This is a genomic window from Streptomyces sp. NPDC015661 (assembly GCF_043077765.1).
Classification (GTDB): domain Bacteria; phylum Actinomycetota; class Actinomycetes; order Streptomycetales; family Streptomycetaceae; genus Streptomyces.
The window spans coordinates 138,450-154,415 of sequence record NZ_JBIBST010000008.1 but is presented as its reverse complement, the minus strand read 5'-3'; the positions used below and the strand labels follow the sequence as shown (position 1 = coordinate 154,415).

General features: G+C 72.5%; 16 protein-coding genes. 10 read left to right on the top strand and 6 right to left on the bottom strand.

Annotated elements, in window-relative coordinates; all coding sequences use genetic code 11:
- The first annotated feature begins 63 nt into the window (after positions 1-63).
- The 5 genes from ACF07V_RS22705 (at position 64) to ACF07V_RS22685 (ending at position 5,015) form a co-directional block, all read left to right on the top strand.
- Positions 64-999, top strand: a complete 936-nt coding sequence (locus tag ACF07V_RS22705; protein WP_116158785.1) for a cellulose-binding protein — start codon at positions 64-66, stop codon at positions 997-999.
- Positions 1,000-1,064: 65 nt separating this feature from the next.
- On the top strand, positions 1,065-2,033 hold the full coding sequence (locus ACF07V_RS22700; RefSeq protein ID WP_392156633.1) for an ABC transporter ATP-binding protein: 969 nt from the start codon (positions 1,065-1,067) through the stop codon (positions 2,031-2,033).
- 3 nt (positions 2,034-2,036) lie between these two features.
- Positions 2,037-2,816: an ABC transporter permease gene (locus tag ACF07V_RS22695; RefSeq protein WP_392156632.1), complete on the top strand. Its 780-nt coding sequence runs from the start codon at positions 2,037-2,039 to the stop codon at positions 2,814-2,816.
- 145 nt (positions 2,817-2,961) lie between these two features.
- A complete protein-coding gene (locus tag ACF07V_RS22690) occupies positions 2,962-4,182 on the top strand; it encodes an ABC transporter ATP-binding protein (RefSeq protein WP_392156630.1) in 1,221 nt (406 codons plus the stop codon).
- The gene (locus tag ACF07V_RS22685) at positions 4,179-5,015 is read left to right on the top strand and encodes an ABC transporter permease subunit (protein WP_392156629.1); all 837 of its coding nucleotides are present in this window, start codon (positions 4,179-4,181) and stop codon (positions 5,013-5,015) included. The genes ACF07V_RS22690 and ACF07V_RS22685 overlap by 4 nt, the downstream gene beginning before the upstream one ends.
- 3 nt (positions 5,016-5,018) lie before the next feature.
- Here the strand turns inward: ACF07V_RS22685 and ACF07V_RS22680 are convergent, their stop codons facing one another.
- Positions 5,019-5,345 (bottom strand): ATP/GTP-binding protein, encoded by a 327-nt coding sequence (locus ACF07V_RS22680; protein ID WP_392156628.1) that lies wholly within the window; start codon positions 5,343-5,345, stop codon positions 5,019-5,021.
- Between the two features lie 198 nt (positions 5,346-5,543).
- On the opposite strand from ACF07V_RS22680, the gene ACF07V_RS22675 reads away from it, so the two are divergent.
- The gene (locus ACF07V_RS22675) at positions 5,544-6,578 is read left to right on the top strand and encodes an LLM class flavin-dependent oxidoreductase (RefSeq protein WP_392156626.1); all 1,035 of its coding nucleotides are present in this window, start codon (positions 5,544-5,546) and stop codon (positions 6,576-6,578) included.
- 118 nt (positions 6,579-6,696) lie between these two features.
- Here ACF07V_RS22675 and ACF07V_RS22670 read toward each other — a convergent pair whose 3' ends face one another.
- A complete protein-coding gene (locus tag ACF07V_RS22670; protein ID WP_017236120.1) occupies positions 6,697-7,089 on the bottom strand; it encodes an SCO5389 family protein in 393 nt (130 codons plus the stop codon).
- A gap of 250 nt (positions 7,090-7,339) precedes the next feature.
- On the opposite strand from ACF07V_RS22670, the gene nucS reads away from it, so the two are divergent.
- The gene (gene nucS, locus ACF07V_RS22665) at positions 7,340-8,020 is read left to right on the top strand and encodes an endonuclease NucS (protein ID WP_392156625.1); all 681 of its coding nucleotides are present in this window, start codon (positions 7,340-7,342) and stop codon (positions 8,018-8,020) included.
- Between the two features lie 70 nt (positions 8,021-8,090).
- On the opposite strand, the gene ACF07V_RS22660 is transcribed toward nucS, so the two are convergent.
- From ACF07V_RS22660 to ACF07V_RS22650, 3 genes are all read right to left on the bottom strand, one after another.
- A complete protein-coding gene (locus ACF07V_RS22660) occupies positions 8,091-10,664 on the bottom strand; it encodes an ATP-binding protein (protein WP_392156623.1) in 2,574 nt (857 codons plus the stop codon).
- 198 nt (positions 10,665-10,862) lie between these two features.
- Positions 10,863-11,186, bottom strand: coding sequence for an STAS domain-containing protein (locus tag ACF07V_RS22655; protein ID WP_030210572.1), 324 nt, complete (start codon positions 11,184-11,186; stop codon positions 10,863-10,865).
- Between the two features lie 126 nt (positions 11,187-11,312).
- Positions 11,313-12,161, bottom strand: a complete 849-nt coding sequence (locus ACF07V_RS22650) for a 3-hydroxyacyl-CoA dehydrogenase family protein (protein WP_392156621.1) — start codon at positions 12,159-12,161, stop codon at positions 11,313-11,315.
- A gap of 229 nt (positions 12,162-12,390) precedes the next feature.
- Between ACF07V_RS22650 and ACF07V_RS22645 the strand changes: the two genes are divergently transcribed.
- The 3 genes from ACF07V_RS22645 to ACF07V_RS22635 are packed head-to-tail and all read left to right on the top strand — an operon-like array spanning position 12,391 to position 15,261.
- Positions 12,391-13,308 carry a DMT family transporter gene (locus ACF07V_RS22645; protein WP_392156620.1) on the top strand — a complete coding sequence of 306 codons (918 nt, stop codon included), beginning with the start codon at positions 12,391-12,393 and terminating at the stop codon, positions 13,306-13,308.
- Positions 13,305-14,069, top strand: coding sequence for a hypothetical protein (locus ACF07V_RS22640; protein ID WP_392156619.1), 765 nt, complete (start codon positions 13,305-13,307; stop codon positions 14,067-14,069). The genes ACF07V_RS22645 and ACF07V_RS22640 overlap by 4 nt, the downstream gene beginning before the upstream one ends.
- 40 nt (positions 14,070-14,109) lie before the next feature.
- Positions 14,110-15,261, top strand: coding sequence for a cysteine desulfurase family protein (locus ACF07V_RS22635; protein WP_392156618.1), 1,152 nt, complete (start codon positions 14,110-14,112; stop codon positions 15,259-15,261).
- A gap of 42 nt (positions 15,262-15,303) precedes the next feature.
- Here the strand turns inward: ACF07V_RS22635 and ACF07V_RS22630 are convergent, their stop codons facing one another.
- Entirely contained in the window at positions 15,304-15,942 is a 639-nt protein-coding gene (locus ACF07V_RS22630; protein ID WP_392156616.1) for a TetR/AcrR family transcriptional regulator, read from the bottom strand.
- Positions 15,943-15,966 lie beyond the last annotated feature (24 nt).

Below are 15,966 nucleotides of genomic sequence, written 5' to 3'. Positions count from 1 at the left end.
CACGCCGCTTCGGCCCCTAGGATTCCCTCTAACACCTCACCGGTCTCATTCGACAGGAACCCCATGAGCGACACTTCCTCCCCCTTCGGCTTCGAGCTCGTGCGGCGCGGTTACGACCGCGGTCAGGTGGACGACCGCATTACCAAGCTCGTGGCCGACCGCGACAGTGCCCTGTCCCGTATCACCTCGCTGGAGAAGCGCATCGAGGAGCTCCACCTCGAGACGCAGAACGCCCAGGCGCAGGTCACCGACGCCGAGCCGTCGTACGCGGGGCTCGGCGCCCGGGTCGAGAAGATCCTCCGGCTCGCCGAGGAGGAGGCGAAGGACCTGCGTGAGGAGGCCCGTCGCGCCGCCGAGCAGCACCGCGAGCTGGCCGAGTCGGCCGCCCAGCAGGTGCGCAACGACGCGGAGTCCTTCGCGGCCGAGCGCAAGGCGAAGGCCGAGGACGAGGGCGTCCGGATCGTCGAGAAGGCGCAGGGCGAGGCCAACTCGCTGCGTGCCGAGGCGCAGAAGGACGCGCAGTCGAAGCGTGAGGAGGCGGACGCCCTCTTCGAGGAGACCCGCGCCAAGGCCGCCCAGGCCGCCGCGGACTTCGAGACGAACCTGGCGAAGCGCCGCGAGCAGTCGGAGCGGGACCTGGCCTCGCGCCAGGCGAAGGCCGAGAAGCGCCTCGCGGAGATCGAGCACCGCGCCGAGCAGCTCCGCCTGGAGGCCGAGAAGCTGCGGACGGACGCGGAGCGCCGGGCCCGTCAGACGGTGGAGACCGCGCAGCGCCAGGCCGAGGACATCGTGGCCGACGCGAACGCCAAGGCCGACCGGATCCGTTCGGAATCGGAGCGCGAGCTCGCGGCGCTGACGAACCGCCGCGACTCCATCAACGCGCAGCTGACCAACGTCCGCGAGATGCTGGCGACGCTGACCGGTGCCGCGGTGGCGGCGGCCGGCTCCCCGATCGACGACGAGCGCACGGCCGGCGTCCCGGCCCAGCAGTCCCGGTAACAAGTACGACGCTCCCCCCGTCATTCCGGTGGCGGGGGGTTTTGCGTGCCCGTAGGTTGGTGCGCATGATCGAGCTTGAGGGCCTGACGAAGAGGTACGGGACGAAGACCGCGGTCGACCGTCTCTCCTTCCAGGTCCGCCCCGGCGTGGTCACCGGCTTCCTCGGGCCGAACGGGGCGGGCAAGTCGACGACGATGCGGATGATGCTCGACCTGGACAACCCGACGAGCGGGACGGTCCGGATCGACGGCAAGCACTACCGGGACCTGGCCGAGCCGCTGAAGTACATCGGGGCGCTGCTCGACGCCAAGGCGATGCACGGCGGCCGCTCCGCGTACAACAACCTGCTGTGTCTGGCGCAGTCCAACCGCATCCCGGCGAGCCGGGTGGGCGAGGTGCTCGACCTGGTGGGTCTGACGCCGGTCGCGAAGAAGAAGTCGAAGGGATTCTCCCTCGGCATGGGACAGCGGCTCGGGATCGCGTCCGCGCTGCTCGGTGATCCCGAGATCCTGATGTTCGACGAACCCGTCAATGGTCTGGACCCCGAGGGAATTCACTGGATCCGCAATCTGATGAAGGCGTTGGCGGCCGAGGGCCGGACGATCTTCGTTTCCAGCCATCTGATGAGTGAAATGGCGCTGACGGCCGATCATCTGATCGTGATCGGGCAGGGAAAACTGCTGGCCGACACGTCGATGGCGGATTTCATCCAGCAGAATTCCCGGAGTTATGTGCGGATGCGCTCCCCGCAGCAGGAACGCCTGCGGGACGTGCTCCACGCCAACGGTCTTGTCGCGGTCGAGGCGGGAAACGGGACCCTTGAGGTGGACGGGTCGACGACCGAGAAGCTGGGCGAGCTGGCGGCGGAGAACGGGCTCGTGCTGCACGAGCTGAGCGCCCAGCGCGCCTCCCTCGAAGAAGCGTTCATGCAGATGACGGCCGGCGCGGTGGAGTACCACGCGCACGGCACCGACGTACACAGCGGCGCCTCGGCGCCCGGCCCCCAGTGGGGCACGACCTCCGAGGGAGCCTGAACGATGGCAGCGGCATCCGCGGTCCTGCAGTCCGAGTGGACCAAGATCCGGACGGTGTCGTCGACCGTCTGGACGCTGGCGAGCGCCCTTCTCGTCACGGTGGCGATGAGCGCGGCGCTGTGCGCCCTGTTCAAGTCGACCTTCGACGATCTCAGCGACGTCGAGCGGGCCACCTTCGACCCGACGTTCGCCAGCTTCTCCGGGATGATCCTCGGCCAGCTGGCGATGGTGGTCTTCGGCGTCCTGGTGGTGGGGACCGAGTACTCCTCGGGCATGATCCGCACCTCGCTGGCCGCCGTGCCGCAGCGCGCGACCTTCCTCTTCTCGAAGATCGCGGTGGCCGGGGGGCTCGCCCTGGTCGTGGGCCTGGCGACCAGCTTCCTCTCCTTCTTCCTCGGCCAGGCGCTGCTCGGCGGTCACCGCACCACCCTCGGCGCGGACAACGTGCTGCGCGCGGTGGTCGGCGGCGGTCTCTACATGGGGCTCATCGCGATCTTCTCGATGGGTGTGGCGACGATGCTGCGCTCCTCGATGCTGTCGCTCGGCATCCTGGTGCCGTTCTTCTTCCTGATCTCGCAGATCCTCTCGGCGGTCCCGAAGGCCAAGGAGGTCGCCAAGTACTTCCCCGACCAGGCCGGCTCCAAGATCATGCAGGTGGTGCCGGACGCGATGGGCTCGGAGAAGGCCCCGTACGGCCCCTGGGGCGGGCTCGGGATCATGCTGCTCTGGGTGGTGGCCGCGCTGCTCGGCGGCTACCTGGTGATCAAGAAGCGCGACGCCTGACCCGCGACGCCGCACGGGAGAATCACGGTTCCGCTTCGGCGGAACCGTCAACGGCTGGATAAGCTCCTAGCTCATACGGGGGGCTCCGGCCGACGGCCGCCACGCCCCGACATGGATGCGACCGACCTGTCGATGGGGCTGGAGAATGATCGAGGCAGTCGGCCTGACGAAGCGCTACGGCGCCAAGACGGCCGTGTACAACCTTTCCTTCCAGGTGAGGCCCGGTGTCGTCACCGGATTCCTGGGGCCCAACGGCTCCGGCAAGTCGACGACGATGCGCATGATCCTGGGCCTCGACCGGCCCACCGCGGGCCATGTCACGATCGGCGGCCACCCCTTCCGGCAGCTGCCGAACGCCCCCCGGCAGGTCGGCGCGCTCCTCGACGCCAAGGCCGTGCACGGCGGCCGGAGCGCCCGCAGCCATCTGCTGTCGCTCGCGCAGCTGGCCGGCATCCCGGCGCAGCGCGTCGACGAGGTGCTCGGCGTGGTCGGCCTCCAGGACGTCGCCAAGCGGCGCTCGAAGGGCTTCTCGCTCGGCATGGGCCAGCGGCTCGGCATCGCGGCGGCCCTCCTCGGCGACCCTCAGGTGCTGCTCTTCGACGAGCCCGTCAACGGCCTGGACCCCGAGGGCATCCTCTGGGTGCGGAACCTGATGAAGAAGCTGGCGGCCGAGGGCCGCACGGTCTTCGTCTCCAGCCACCTCATGAGCGAGATGGCGCTGACGGCCGACCACCTGATCGTGATCGGCCGGGGGCAGCTGCTCGCGGACATGAGCGTCACGGACTTCATCTCGGCGAACTCCGCCGACTTCGCCCGGGTGCGGACCCCGGGCACCGAGCCGGCCCAGCGGGAGAAGCTGAGCTCGGTCCTCATCGAGGCCGGCGGCCAGGTGCTGTCCGAGCCGGACGGCGCGCTGCGCGTCACGGGCCTGCCGCTGCCCCGGATCAGCGACCTGGCGCACGGTGCGGACGTACGGCTCTGGGAGCTGTCCCCGCACCAGGCCTCGCTGGAGGAGGCGTACATGCGGCTGACGCAGGGCGCCGTGGACTACCGCTCCAGCGACGACCGTCTCGCCCACCTCCAGCCGCCCGTCCAGCCCGGGCACCCCGGGTACGGGATGCCGCCGCAGCCGCCGGTCCAGGACGTGCCGCAGCAGGGCTGGTACGCCCCGCCGCCGCCCGGACAGAACCCGTACGGCGCGGCCCCGCAGGGCCCCTACGCCGCCGCGCCGGGCCCGTACGCCGGAGCCCCGCAGGCCCCGGCCCCGCAGGCGCCCGGTCCGTACGCCCCTCCGGCCGCTTCGCAGCCGGGCGCCCCTCAGCCGAACAGCCTGCAGCCGAGCGACACCCCGAAGGACGCCCGATGACCGCCCCCGCTCCCCACCACGCCCCGGCGCCGCACGCCTACGTCTCCCCCATCCCGGTCCGTGCCGCGCACCTCGGTGACGCGCTCGCCTCCGAGTGGACGAAGATCCGCTCGGTGCGTTCGACGTTGTGGACGCTTGGGGTGATGATCCTGCTGATGCTCGCCATCGGTCTGGGCATCGCGGCCATCGCCGCGGCCTCCCCCGCCCCGCTCGGCGAGGAGTCCGCGCTCACCTTCGGCTTCTTCGGGATGCTGCCGGCGTCGATCTGCGTGATCACGCTCGGCGTCCTGACGATCGCCTCCGAGTACGGCACGGGCATGATCCGCACGACCCTGACGGCCTGCCCGAGCCGGGCGCGGGTGCTGACGGCGAAGGCGATCGTCTTCTTCCTGCTGGTCTTCTCGGTCACCACGCTGATGGCGACCCTGGTGGCGGTGGTGCAGGTCGCCCTCGTGGACACGGCGGCGACACCGACCGGGGACGAGTGGCTGCGGGCGACGGTCGGCGCGGGCGCCTACCTGGCCCTGCTCGGGCTGCTGTCGCTCGCGGTGGGGACGCTCATCCGGCACTCGGCGGGCGCGATCACGGTGATGATCGGTCTCCTGCTGCTGCCGCTCGTCGCGGGCATGTTCATGTTCACCGAGGCGCTGCAGCCGGTGCGGGACTTCCTGTTCACCTACGCGATCCCCTCGCAGATGATCGCGCTCTACAGCAACACCCCGTCGCTCGGCGACTCGGGCCCGGCGGGCTGGGAGGCGCTGCTGATCATGGCGGCGATCGCGGCGGCCGCACTCGGCGGCGCGTACGCCCTGCTGAACAGCCGGGACGTGTAGGCCCTAGTATCTCGGCGCGTTGCGGGACCGCTGCACCCTGCTGGTGCGGCGGTCCTTCGCGTTCCAGCAGGCCTTGTGCCAGTGCCGGCGGTCGTCCACCCCGCCCCACTCCGGCCAGGCCACCACGTGCGGGGCGCCGGACGGGATCTCCTGGTCGCAGCCCGGGCAGCGGTAGCGCTTGCCGGGGGCGCTCGCTCCGGCGACGAGCCGGACGTACCACTCCTCGCCCTGCCAGGTCTCGGTGCGCTGCGCACCGCCGTACCGGTCGCCGTGGTCGCCCTGCTGCTCGGGCTTACCGCCGCCTCGGGAGCGGTTGTGACGCGGGGACACGGGCACACCTCACGGGGTCTGGGAACACGGACCGTTCCCTCCAGCCTACGGGCCGCCACCCGGTGCCCCCGGCCCCGTCCGGGACGGCTTAGCCGAAAATCGCAAGAACTTCATGAACGGCCGTTGCCTTTGGCACGTGTCAGACGTTGGTGCCAGTGCGAGGGGAGATACGCGTCGGCCGCAAGGAGGCAGAAGGCGATGCGCGTGGGTACGTTCGTTCTGGCAGCCCAGTTCCCGGGCCAGGGCCAGGGGGAGGCACTGCACCGGGCGGTGCGGACCGCCGAGGTCGCCGAGGAGGCGGGGCTCGACTCCGTCTGGCTCGCCGAGCACCACTTCGTGCCGTACGGGGTCTGCCCCTCGGCCGTGACACTGGCCGCGCTGCTCCTGGGCCGCACCCGGCGGCTCCGGGTCGGCACGGCGGTGAGCGTGCTGCCGGCCGTCCACCCGGTCGCCCTGGGCGAGCAGGCGGCGCTGCTCCACCTGACCTCGGGCGGCAGGTTCACCCTCGGGGTGGGCCGGGGCGGGCCCTGGGTCGACCTGGAGGTGTTCGGCGCGGGTCTGGAGGCGTACGAGAAGGGGTTCTCCGAATCGCTCGACCTGCTGCTGCGCTGGCTCAGCGAGCCGCGCGTCGGCGCCGAGGGGGAACGATTCGCTTTCCGTGAGGTGCCCGTGGTGCCCCGGCCCGACGAGCTGATCGGCGGCGCGCCCTCGCCCGAGGTGGTGGTGGCCTGCACCTCGCCGAAGAGCGTGCGGCTCGCGGCGGAGCGCGGGCTGCCGATGCTGCTCGGCATGCACTGCGGCGACGAGGACAAGGCCGAGATGGTCGCGGCCTGGGCCCGGTGCGCACGGGAGGCCGGGCGGGACCCGGACGAGATCGCGCGGATCGGCACCGGCCATGTCTCGGCGGGGGTGGCGCAGCTCGCGGACCGGGGGGTGGACGCGGCGGAGGCGCTGGTGAAGGCGATGCCGGGCTGGCTGAGGCAGGGGCTCGACGCGCATGTGACGGTGGACGGCCGGCACCGGGCGATGCGGGACCCCGTCGCGTACACGGAGCTGCTGTGCGGGCTGCACCCGGTGGGCACGCCCCGGCAGGCGGCGGACCGGCTCGCGGCGACCGCGGAGCGTACGGGCATCACGCGCTTCGCCCTGCTCGCCGAGGGCTCGGGCGACCTCGCGGCGACCGAGGAGAACGTCCGGCGCCTGGGCGCGGAGGTCCTGCCGCTCCTGGTGTGAGCACCGTCACGGGAATCCTGTCCGGGACTGTGCTGCCGCTCCTGCATCTGTCGGCGGCGACGCGCGTCGGCTCGCATCGATCGCCTTCTCCCGCGATGCGGAGCGGCAGCACCATGTCTCAGCAGTCGCGCAGTTCCGGCGACTGGTTCAGCAGCTGTCCCCGTACGGACGTGAAACGGGCGAGCCGCTCGTCCACCGCCGGGTCCAGCGGGAAGACCGCCACGCGGTGGCAGTTCTGGAAGGCGAGACGCACCCCGAAGTGCCGCTGCAGCGCGCCACGAATGGCATCGCTCGCGAGCGCGCGCAGCAGCTGACCACGTGCCTGCTCATTCGGCGGCGGCGTCTGGTTGTCGGCGAACTCTCCGCCGTCGACCTTCAGCTGTGCCACCAGAGAACTGATCATCTCCCATGCGTAGGGCAGGGAGGTCCGGACGCAGTCGACGAAGTCGGCTTCGTCGACCTCGCCTCGCTCGGCCTGTTCCAACAGTGCCGGTGAGACGTCGAGCGACATGGGTTCTCCTCTCGCGACCCCGCGGACGGGGTCTTGCGGGCAGGGACGAAGGCCGGGCCGTGCGCCACGCAGCGTGCACGGACGACGACCTCCAGCTTCCACGGTAAGCGCGCGGTCCGGGCGACACCAGAAGAATGGGCACACAACCGGCTGATAACCGACGGGTGTTCGGCCAACGACCACCCCCGTCGCGTGCCCGGCCGATGCCCGAATCGCGCGGAAGAGCGCCCGTCTTGTAGCGTTGGCGACCATGCGTCTCGTCATTGCCCGTTGCTCCGTGGACTACGCGGGTCGACTCACGGCCCACCTGCCCTCCGCGCCCCGTCTGATCCTGGTCAAGGCAGACGGCAGCGTCTCCATCCACGCGGACGACCGGGCGTACAAACCGCTCAACTGGATGTCGCCGCCGTGCACCCTGAAGGAAGGCACCGAAGGAGCAGACGGTGAGGCGGGCATCTGGACCGTGATCAACAAAGCGGGCGAGAAACTGATCATCACGATGGAGGAGATCCTCCACGACTCCTCGCACGAGCTGGGTGTGGACCCGGGTCTCATCAAGGACGGCGTCGAGGCGCACCTCCAGGAGCTGCTCGCCGACCGCATCGAGACCCTCGGCGAGGGCTACACGCTGATCCGCCGCGAGTACCCGACCGCGATCGGCCCGGTGGACATCCTGTGCCGGGACGCCGACGGCGCGACGGTGGCGGTGGAGATCAAGCGGCGCGGCGAGATCGACGGTGTCGAGCAGCTGACCCGCTACCTGGAGCTGCTCAACCGCGATCCGCACCTGGCGCCGGTGAAGGGCGTCTTCGCGGCCCAGGAGATCAAGCCGCAGGCGCGGGTCCTCGCGACGGACCGCGGGATCGGCTGCGTGGTCCTCGACTACGACGCGCTGCGCGGCATCGAGGACGACAAGCTGCGGCTGTTCTGAGACCTGACGTCGGGCGACGGCCCCGGGTGCGCTGAGCGCGCCCGGGGCCGTCTTCGCGTGCGTACGGGGGTCAGGCCGGCGACTCCGAGCCGGCGGGGCTGCCGGAGGAGGGGGCACCGAGGGTCGTGGTCTCGCCGGTCGCCGGAGGGGCGGTCGTCGTCGGCGGGGCCGTGGTGGTCGGCGGGGGTGTCGTGGTCGGCGGGACCGTCGTCGGCGGCGGCGTGGTCGTCGGCCTCGGCGGCGCGGTGGTCATGGCCGGCGGCCGGGTGGTCGTCGGGGCCTTCGTGGGTGCCTTCGTCGTGGGCGACGTCGTCGCCGTCGGGCTGTCCGAGGGCGACGGGGAACCGGACGCGGACGGGTCCGTCGAGGCGGACGGCGACGCGGTGCCGGAGCCGGAGGGGCTCGGGGAGTCCGAGCGGGTGGCCTCGCCGGTCTCGTCCGGGCCGGCCTCGCCGTCGGCGGGCGGCTCCTCGCCGTCGAGGCCGTCGGAGCTGCCGCTGTCGCTCGCGGTGCTGTCGGAGGTGACACGGTCGCCGGCGGGGGTGTCGCCGTTGCCGGAGGTGGCGCCGAGGGTGACGACGGTGCCGAGGACGGCGACGAGGAGCGCGCCCGCGCCGACGGCGACGAGGTTGCGGCGGGCGCCGCTGAGGATGCCGCCCTTGAGGCCGGAGCGGCGGTCGCCGCTCTCGGCGGTGTGGGTGCGGGTGACGAGCGTGGGGCCCGCGTCGGCGAAGTCGGGGAACGCGGACGCCGGGGACGCCGCGGGGGTCTTGAAGGTTCCGCCGGGCAGCGCGGCCGTGACGGGCTCCGGTCTCGGCAGAGCGGGGCGGGCGGCCGGGCCGCGCAGGGCGGGGGTGCCGCGCGGCGGGGAGACGGGCTCCTCGGCGCGGGGTGCGGCGGCGTGTTCTCCGGAGAGGTCGGCGACGAGGGCGAGGGCCCGGCGGCCGGCGACGGTGCCGCGCTTGTCGGCGAGCACCCCGCGCATGGCGATGGAGGCCTCCAGCTCGGCGCGGGCGCGCTCCAGGTTCCCGGCGCAGATCGCGAGGACGCCGAGCTCGTGGTGGAAGTAGGCCTCCTCGGCGACCTCGCCGGCGAGGCGGGCGGCTTCCTGTCCGGCGCGCAGGGCGCGCTCCCAGGCGCCCCAGTGCAGTCCGGCGGCGAAGGCGGGTGCGGCGGCGCGGGCGAGGAGGACGGCGGTCGCCCGGTGCTCGGCGGCGTCGTCCCCGGTGCCGGGGATCAGCGTGGTGAGGGCGGCGAGCAGGGCGTCGGCCTCGACGGCGGCGCGTTCGGGGGTGACGGAGGGGTGGGCGGCCCACCAGGCGTAGTGCTGGGCGACGGTGTGGGCGCGGTCGGCGGCCTCGTGCTCGTACCCGTGGGCGAGGAGCTGGGTGAGGACGCCGGTGGCGAGCCGGTAGCGGGGGCCGACCGGGGTGAGCAGTCCGCAGGCCATGAGTTCGCCGAGGGCGGCGTCGGCGTGGGTGTCGCCGACGAGGGCCGGGAGGTGGGCCTGGTGCGGGACCTCGCCGCCGAGGGCGACGGCGAAGCGCAGGGCGGTCTGGGCGGAGCGGCTGAGGCGGGAGGCGAGGAGGGCCGCCGGGGCGGCGCCTTCGCCGAGGCTGGGCAGCGGTATGTCGCGCAGTTCGATGTCGGGGTCGTCGATGCCGTCGAAGGCGGCGGCCGCGGCGGTGGCCGCCGCGGTGGGGTCGGCGGGGCCGAAGGCCTCTTCGAGGGCGCCGAAGGCGTCGAACTCGGCGGGGGTGACGCGCAGCCGGTCGCGCTGGCGGAGGAGGGCGCCGGCCTGGACGAAGCGGAGCGGGAGTCCTTCGGACTCGAACCACAGGTCGCCGGCCCAGTTGGCCTCCTCCTCGGTGAGGGTGCGGCCGACGGCGCTCTCCAGGAGGTCCAGGGCGGCGGCGCGGCCGAGGCCGGCGAGGAGGACCTCCTCGACGGGGGCGTCGGCGGAGGGGGCGGGGGTGTCGGGGCCGGCGGCGAGGAGGAAGGCGCACTCGGGGGCGGCGGCGAGGAGTTCGTCGAGGGCGGCGCCGCCGAATTCCAGGTCGTCGACGACGACCACGGCGCCGATGTCGCGGATCCGGTCGAGGAGGCCGGCCCGGTCGGGGCGCTGCCCGGGGGCGTACCGGACGGCGGTGAACAGCTCGTGAAGCAGTTCGGTGGGGGTGCGGTGGTGGCCGGAGAGGCGGACGACGCCGTCGGGGGCGAGGTCGGCGCAGTCGGCGGCGACGGCGTCGAGGAGGGCGGTGCGGCCGGATCCGGGGGCGCCGAGGACGCGGGCGCAGCGGCCCTGGCGGAGGATGCCGGTGAGCCGCTCGCGCTCCTCGTGGCGTTCGAGGAGGGGCAGCTCGGGTGCCGCGGGGCCCGACGGGACGGGCGGGGCGACGGCGCGGGCGGCCTCGGCTCGCTCCTCGGGGGTGCGGGCGCGGGGGGTCTCCGGTTCCTGCCCGGGCGGGCAGGGTTCGATCTCGCTGCCGTCGACGGGGTTGACGGTGAGGAGGAGCTCACCGGAGACGAGCCGGACGACGCGGGCGCGCGCGGGCGTCGCCGCGGGCACGCCACGGCCCTGGCGGGCCTCCTCGCCCTCGGCGTCGTGACCGTACTCCTCCGACCCAGGGTTGATCGGGTCCATGGTCCAAGCCCCCAAGAAGCGGTGTCCGGTGCCCGCCGGGTGGTTCCGTCAATGTGCAGGCGACCGAACCCTAGACCGTGGTCAGACGGTCGGGAACAGGCGGGGTGCTCCCGAGACCAAGACGTCACGGTCTTGTGAGGATTGGGTGTGACGCCTGTTTCTCACAGCTGCTTCACACGTGACGGGCGCCCCCGGGGGTCATACGCGGGGCAGGGACTCCAGGGCGAGGCCGCCCTCGATGGCGAGGATGCGGTGCAGCCGGGTGGCGACGAGGAGCCGCTGCATCTGGGGCGGCACCCCGCGCAGGACGAGGCGCCGGCCGCAGCGGCCGGCCCTGCGGTGGGCGCCCATGATGACGCCGAGTCCGGTGGCGTCCCAGGAGTCGAGGCCGGTCAGGTCGAGCACCAGGTCGCCGACTCCGTCGTCGACGGCCGAGTGCAGGACCGTACGGGCGTCCGCCGCGCTGCGGACGTCGAGGCGGCCCCCGACGACCAGCTCGACGTGGTCGCCCCTGATGTGCATATGCGCTCCCCGAGAGTGCTCCGTCTTCGCAACAACTGACTGCCGCACCGGCAGATACGTTGCGCCTTGTCAGCGAACCGATACCGAAATTCACCCCACGGAGTGAGGCGGGGTGGCGGGTGCGGCTCAGTACTTGTAGAAGCCCTGCCCGCTCTTGCGGCCGATGTCACCCGCGTCCACCATCCGGCGCATCAGCTCCGGCGGCGCGAACTTCTCGTCCTGGGACTCGGTGTAGATGTTGTTGGCGGCGTTCACCAGGATGTCGATGCCGGTGAGGTCGGCGGTGGCGAGCGGGCCCATGGCGTGGCCGAAGCCGAGCTTGCAGGCGATGTCGATGTCCTCGGCGGTGGCGACGCCCGACTCGTGGAGCTTGGCGGCCTCGACGACGAGGGCCGAGATGAGGCGGGTGGTGACGAAGCCGGCGACGTCGCGGTTGACGACGATGCAGGTCTTGCCGACGGACTCGGCGAACGCGCGGGCGGTGGCGAGGGTCTCGTCGCTCGTCTTGTAGCCGCGGACCAGCTCGACGAGCTGCATCATCGGCACGGGCGAGAAGAAGTGGACGCCGACGACGGCCTCGGGACGCTCGGTCACCGCGGCGATCTTGGTGATCGGGATCGCGGAGGTGTTGGAGGCGAGGACGGCGCCGTCCTTGGCGATCTTGTCGAGCGAGCGGAAGATCTCGTGCTTGACGTCGAGGTTCTCGAAGACGGCCTCGACGACGACGTCCGCGTCGGCGACGGCGTCGAGGTCGGTGGTGGCGGCGATGCGGCCGAGCGCGGCCGCGGCGTCCTCGGCGCCGAGCCTGCCCTTGGCGACGAACTTCTCGTACGACGCCTTGATGCCGTCGGTGCCGCGGGTCAGGGCTGCGTCGGTGACGTCACGCAGGACGACGTCCCAGCCCGCCTGTGCGGAGACCTGTGCGATGCCGGATCCCATGAGTCCGGCCCCGATGACGGCGAGCTTCCTGGCCACGATCTTCCACCCCTCCACAGCTGTTCACTTCTGCTCTCCGGCGGAGATTAGCGGTCGCGGGGCGCCATGTGACCGCGAAGTAATGCGCGTCACGCCCTCTTTGACGGACGTCACACTCACGACACCCCCTGAACGCCCCCTGACGCCCCCGTACGGTCGCGACATACCCCTAGGGGGTATAGACTTCGGCATCCGTCAGGCGGTCGACGCCTGGAGAGGAGGTGTCGTCATGCGTCCGTACGCCCTGGGAGCCGCGCCCGCCCCACTGCTGCTCCTCACCGGCATGGTCAGCCTGCAGTTCGGATCCGCCTTCGCCAAACGACTGTTCGAGGAGACCGGACCGGCCGGCGCGACCCTGCTCCGCCTGCTCGTCGCCGCCGCCCTGCTCTGTCTCATGTCCCGGCCCGCGCCACGGCTCCTGCGCACCCACTGGCGGCTGCTGCTCCCCTACGGGGCGGTCCTCACCGTCATGCAGTTCGCCTTCTACGAGGCCACCTCCCGGCTGCCCCTCGGCGTCGTGGTGACCCTGGAGTTCAGCGGGCCGCTGCTGCTCGCCGCGCTCACCTCGCGCCGCGCCCTTGACCGGCTCTGGGTCGCGCTCGCGGCCGCCGGCCTGCTGGTGCTCGGCGGGACGCGGGGCATGGACGATCCGGTCGGCCTCGCCGCGAGCCTGCTCACCGGCGCCGCGCTCACCGGATACATCCTGCTCGGCGCCCGCGTGGGCCGCGCGGTCCCCGGCGGCTCCGGCCTCGCCCTCGGCCTGACCGTCGCCGCCGTCCTCGCCCTGCCCACCGCGCCGGCGCTCGGCCTGCCCTCCCCCGAGGTCCTCCTGCGGCCGGGGGTGCTCGGGGCCGCGCTCGCGGTCGCGGTCCTGACGACCGTCGTCCCCTTCTCGCTGGAGTTCGCGGCGCTGCGCCGGATGCCGCCCCGGGTCTTCGCCGTGCTGTCCACGGTGGAGCCGGTCATCGCGGCCCTGGTGGGCCTCGTCCTGCTGGGCGAGCACCTCTCCCCCGCCCAGTGGGCCGCCGTGCTCGGTGTGGTGGCGGCGGCCGTCGGCACGGCGGTGCCCGCGTCCACCGCGCCGCCCGACACGCCCCCGGCACCATCCGATCGATCCCCGTCCCGGAAGAACGGAGTGCACAGTTGAACACCCTCGCCACCCCCCGGACCCGCACCGTCCCGCCCCGCGTCGAACCCCTCCTGGAGACCGTCGACCGCACGGTCCGCTCGGCGTTACTGGTCGCGGGCGGCTACTTCGAGACGGCCGCCGGCATCGGGGAGTTCTCGCTGAGCTCCTTCGCCCTGGCCCAGGAGACCGGCGCCGCCGCCCGCCGTCTGCACCGCGGCAACAAGGTGGTCTACGACGTCATCGTCAACGACCTCGGCATGTCCTGTTCCGACGAGGTCTGTACGCTGCCGGCCGCCCCGTCCGCGCCGGCCGACGTCTCCCCGCTCACCGCCGTCGCGGCCGGCGCCGGGACCTCCTTCACCGTCACCCGCGAGCGGACGCTGCGCAATCGGGCCGCCCGCGCCATGAAGCGCCGGCTGCGCGAACCCGCGGAGCATCCGCTGTTCGTCCTGGAGGGCGACGAGATCCTCTTCCGCTCCCGCCAGTACGCGAAGGTGCTCGCCGGGACCGTCAAGGACGACCACGTCGTCCCCCGCTGCCCGCTGATCGTCGCCGAGTACTTCGCCCGCTACTTCACCCGGCTGCGGGCCGCCTTCCCCGACTGCGCCCGCCGCCACGTCGTCGACATCAACTCGCTCGCCGACCGCGACAAGGTCACCAAGGGCGCCGAGATCTACCTCCGCACCCAGGCGGACCCCGCCGAGGAGATCGTCCTCGTCTTCGCCGACGCGGCCTGCGCCGATCCGATCGCCCTGCCCTACACCGCGTACGACTTCTGACGGGCTTCGAGAGGAGTACGGATTCGAGGGGAGTACAGATATGGCCACGATCTATCTCGACCACCAGGCGACCACCCCGGCGGACCCGGCGGTCGTCGAGGCGATGAGCTTCGCCGCCACCCACTGCTTCGCCAATCCCTCCAGCCCGCACGCGGCCGGCATCCGCGCCTTCCGCGAGGTGGAGCGGGCGCGCGGGGCGGTCGCCCGGCTGATCGGGGCGGCCCGCAGCGAGATCTACTTCACGTCCGGCGCGACCGAGGGCAACAACCTCGCGATCAAGGGGGTCGTGACGCCCGGCGAGCGCCGCCATGTGGTGACGACGGCGGTGGAGCACAAGTCCGTACTGGACAGCTGCCGTTCCCTGCGGGCGGCGGGGCACGAGGTGACCGTGCTGCCCGTCGACGGCGAGGGCCGCGTCTCGGCGGACCAGGTCGCGACGGCGCTGCGGCCGGACACCGCGCTGGTCTCGGTGATGCTGGCGAACAACGAACTCTCCACCATCCAGCCGGTGGCGGAGATCGGCGCGGTCACGCGCGCCGCCGGAGTGCCGCTGCACTGCGACGCCACCCAGGGCGTGGGCTCGATGCCCGTCGACGTCCGGGCGCTCGGGGTGGACCTGCTCACCTTCTCCGGGCACAAGATCTACGGCCCGAAGGGCGTCGGCGTGCTGTACGTGTCCAACGGCCTGTCGGACCGGGCCCCGCTCGCGCCGCTCCTGCACGGCGGCGGCCAGGAGCGCGGGCTGCGGGCGGGCACGGTGAACACGGCCGCCGTCATCGGTCTGGGCGCGGCCGTCGGCGTCCTCGCGGCGGGCCGGGAGGAGGAGTCGGTCCGGCTCGCCGGGCTGCGGGAGCGGTTCCTCGCGACGCTCGCGGAGCTCGTGCCGTACCGGCTGAACAGCGGTACGGGCCCGGGGTTCCTGCCGCACGCGGTGAACCTGTCCTTCGAGGGCACGGACGCCCAGCAGCTGCTCCTGGAGGTCACGGACATCGCCGTGTCGACGGGTTCGGCGTGCAACAGCTCGGCGCAGGAGCCCTCGCACGTCCTGACGGCGGCGGGTCTGGCGCCGGAGCGGATCCGGGGCAGCATCCGGGTGGGCTTCGGCCGCTTCACCACGGAGGAGGACGCGGTCCGCGCGGCCCGCGCGCTCGCGGCCGGGGTGTCGGGCCCGCCGGTCGGCGCGGCCGCCTGACACCCGGCTCCTGACGTACGCGGCGCACGCACGGCGGAGGTCTCAGCCCTCGCGCACCGCGTACGTCAGGACCTTCTCGCTCAGCAGTTCCTCGATCTCGTCGAGGAGGACGAGGGCTTCGCGGGAGACGGTCGTCGCCTTGCGTCCCGCGGTCATCTCACCGGTGATGTAGCCGACGACGGTGGCCTCGATCCAGGCGAGCTGGCCGCCGACGAGCAGCGGCAGCGGGTCGTCGTCGGCCGCGCCGGTCTCCTCGCGCAGGGTGGTCACGACGGCCTCCTGGACCTGGTCCCGCAGCCGGAAGAGGCGGGCCTTGAGGGTGGGCGCGTGCTCGATGACGTGCATGAAGCGGTCGAAGCCGTCCATGAGTCCGTACGCCGGGGAGACGGCCCCGATGTCCTGGCGGAGCTCCCGCAGGACCGCCTGGGCGGCGGACTCGCCGCGGTCGCGGCCGCGGATCATCCGGGCGAGGCGCTGGGTGACGCCGTCCATCCGGTCGAGGAAGAGGTCCTCCTTCGCCGGGAAGTAGTTGTACACGGTGTTGACGGAGACGTCCGCCGCCTCGGCGACGTCCGCGACGGTCACGGTGACGAAGCCGTGCTCCAGGAAGAGCCCGGTCGCGATGTCCGAGATCCGCTGCTTCGTCTCGCGCTTCTTGCGTTCCCTGAGTCCCTCGGCCATGACCCCATCGTAGGCAATCGTAGG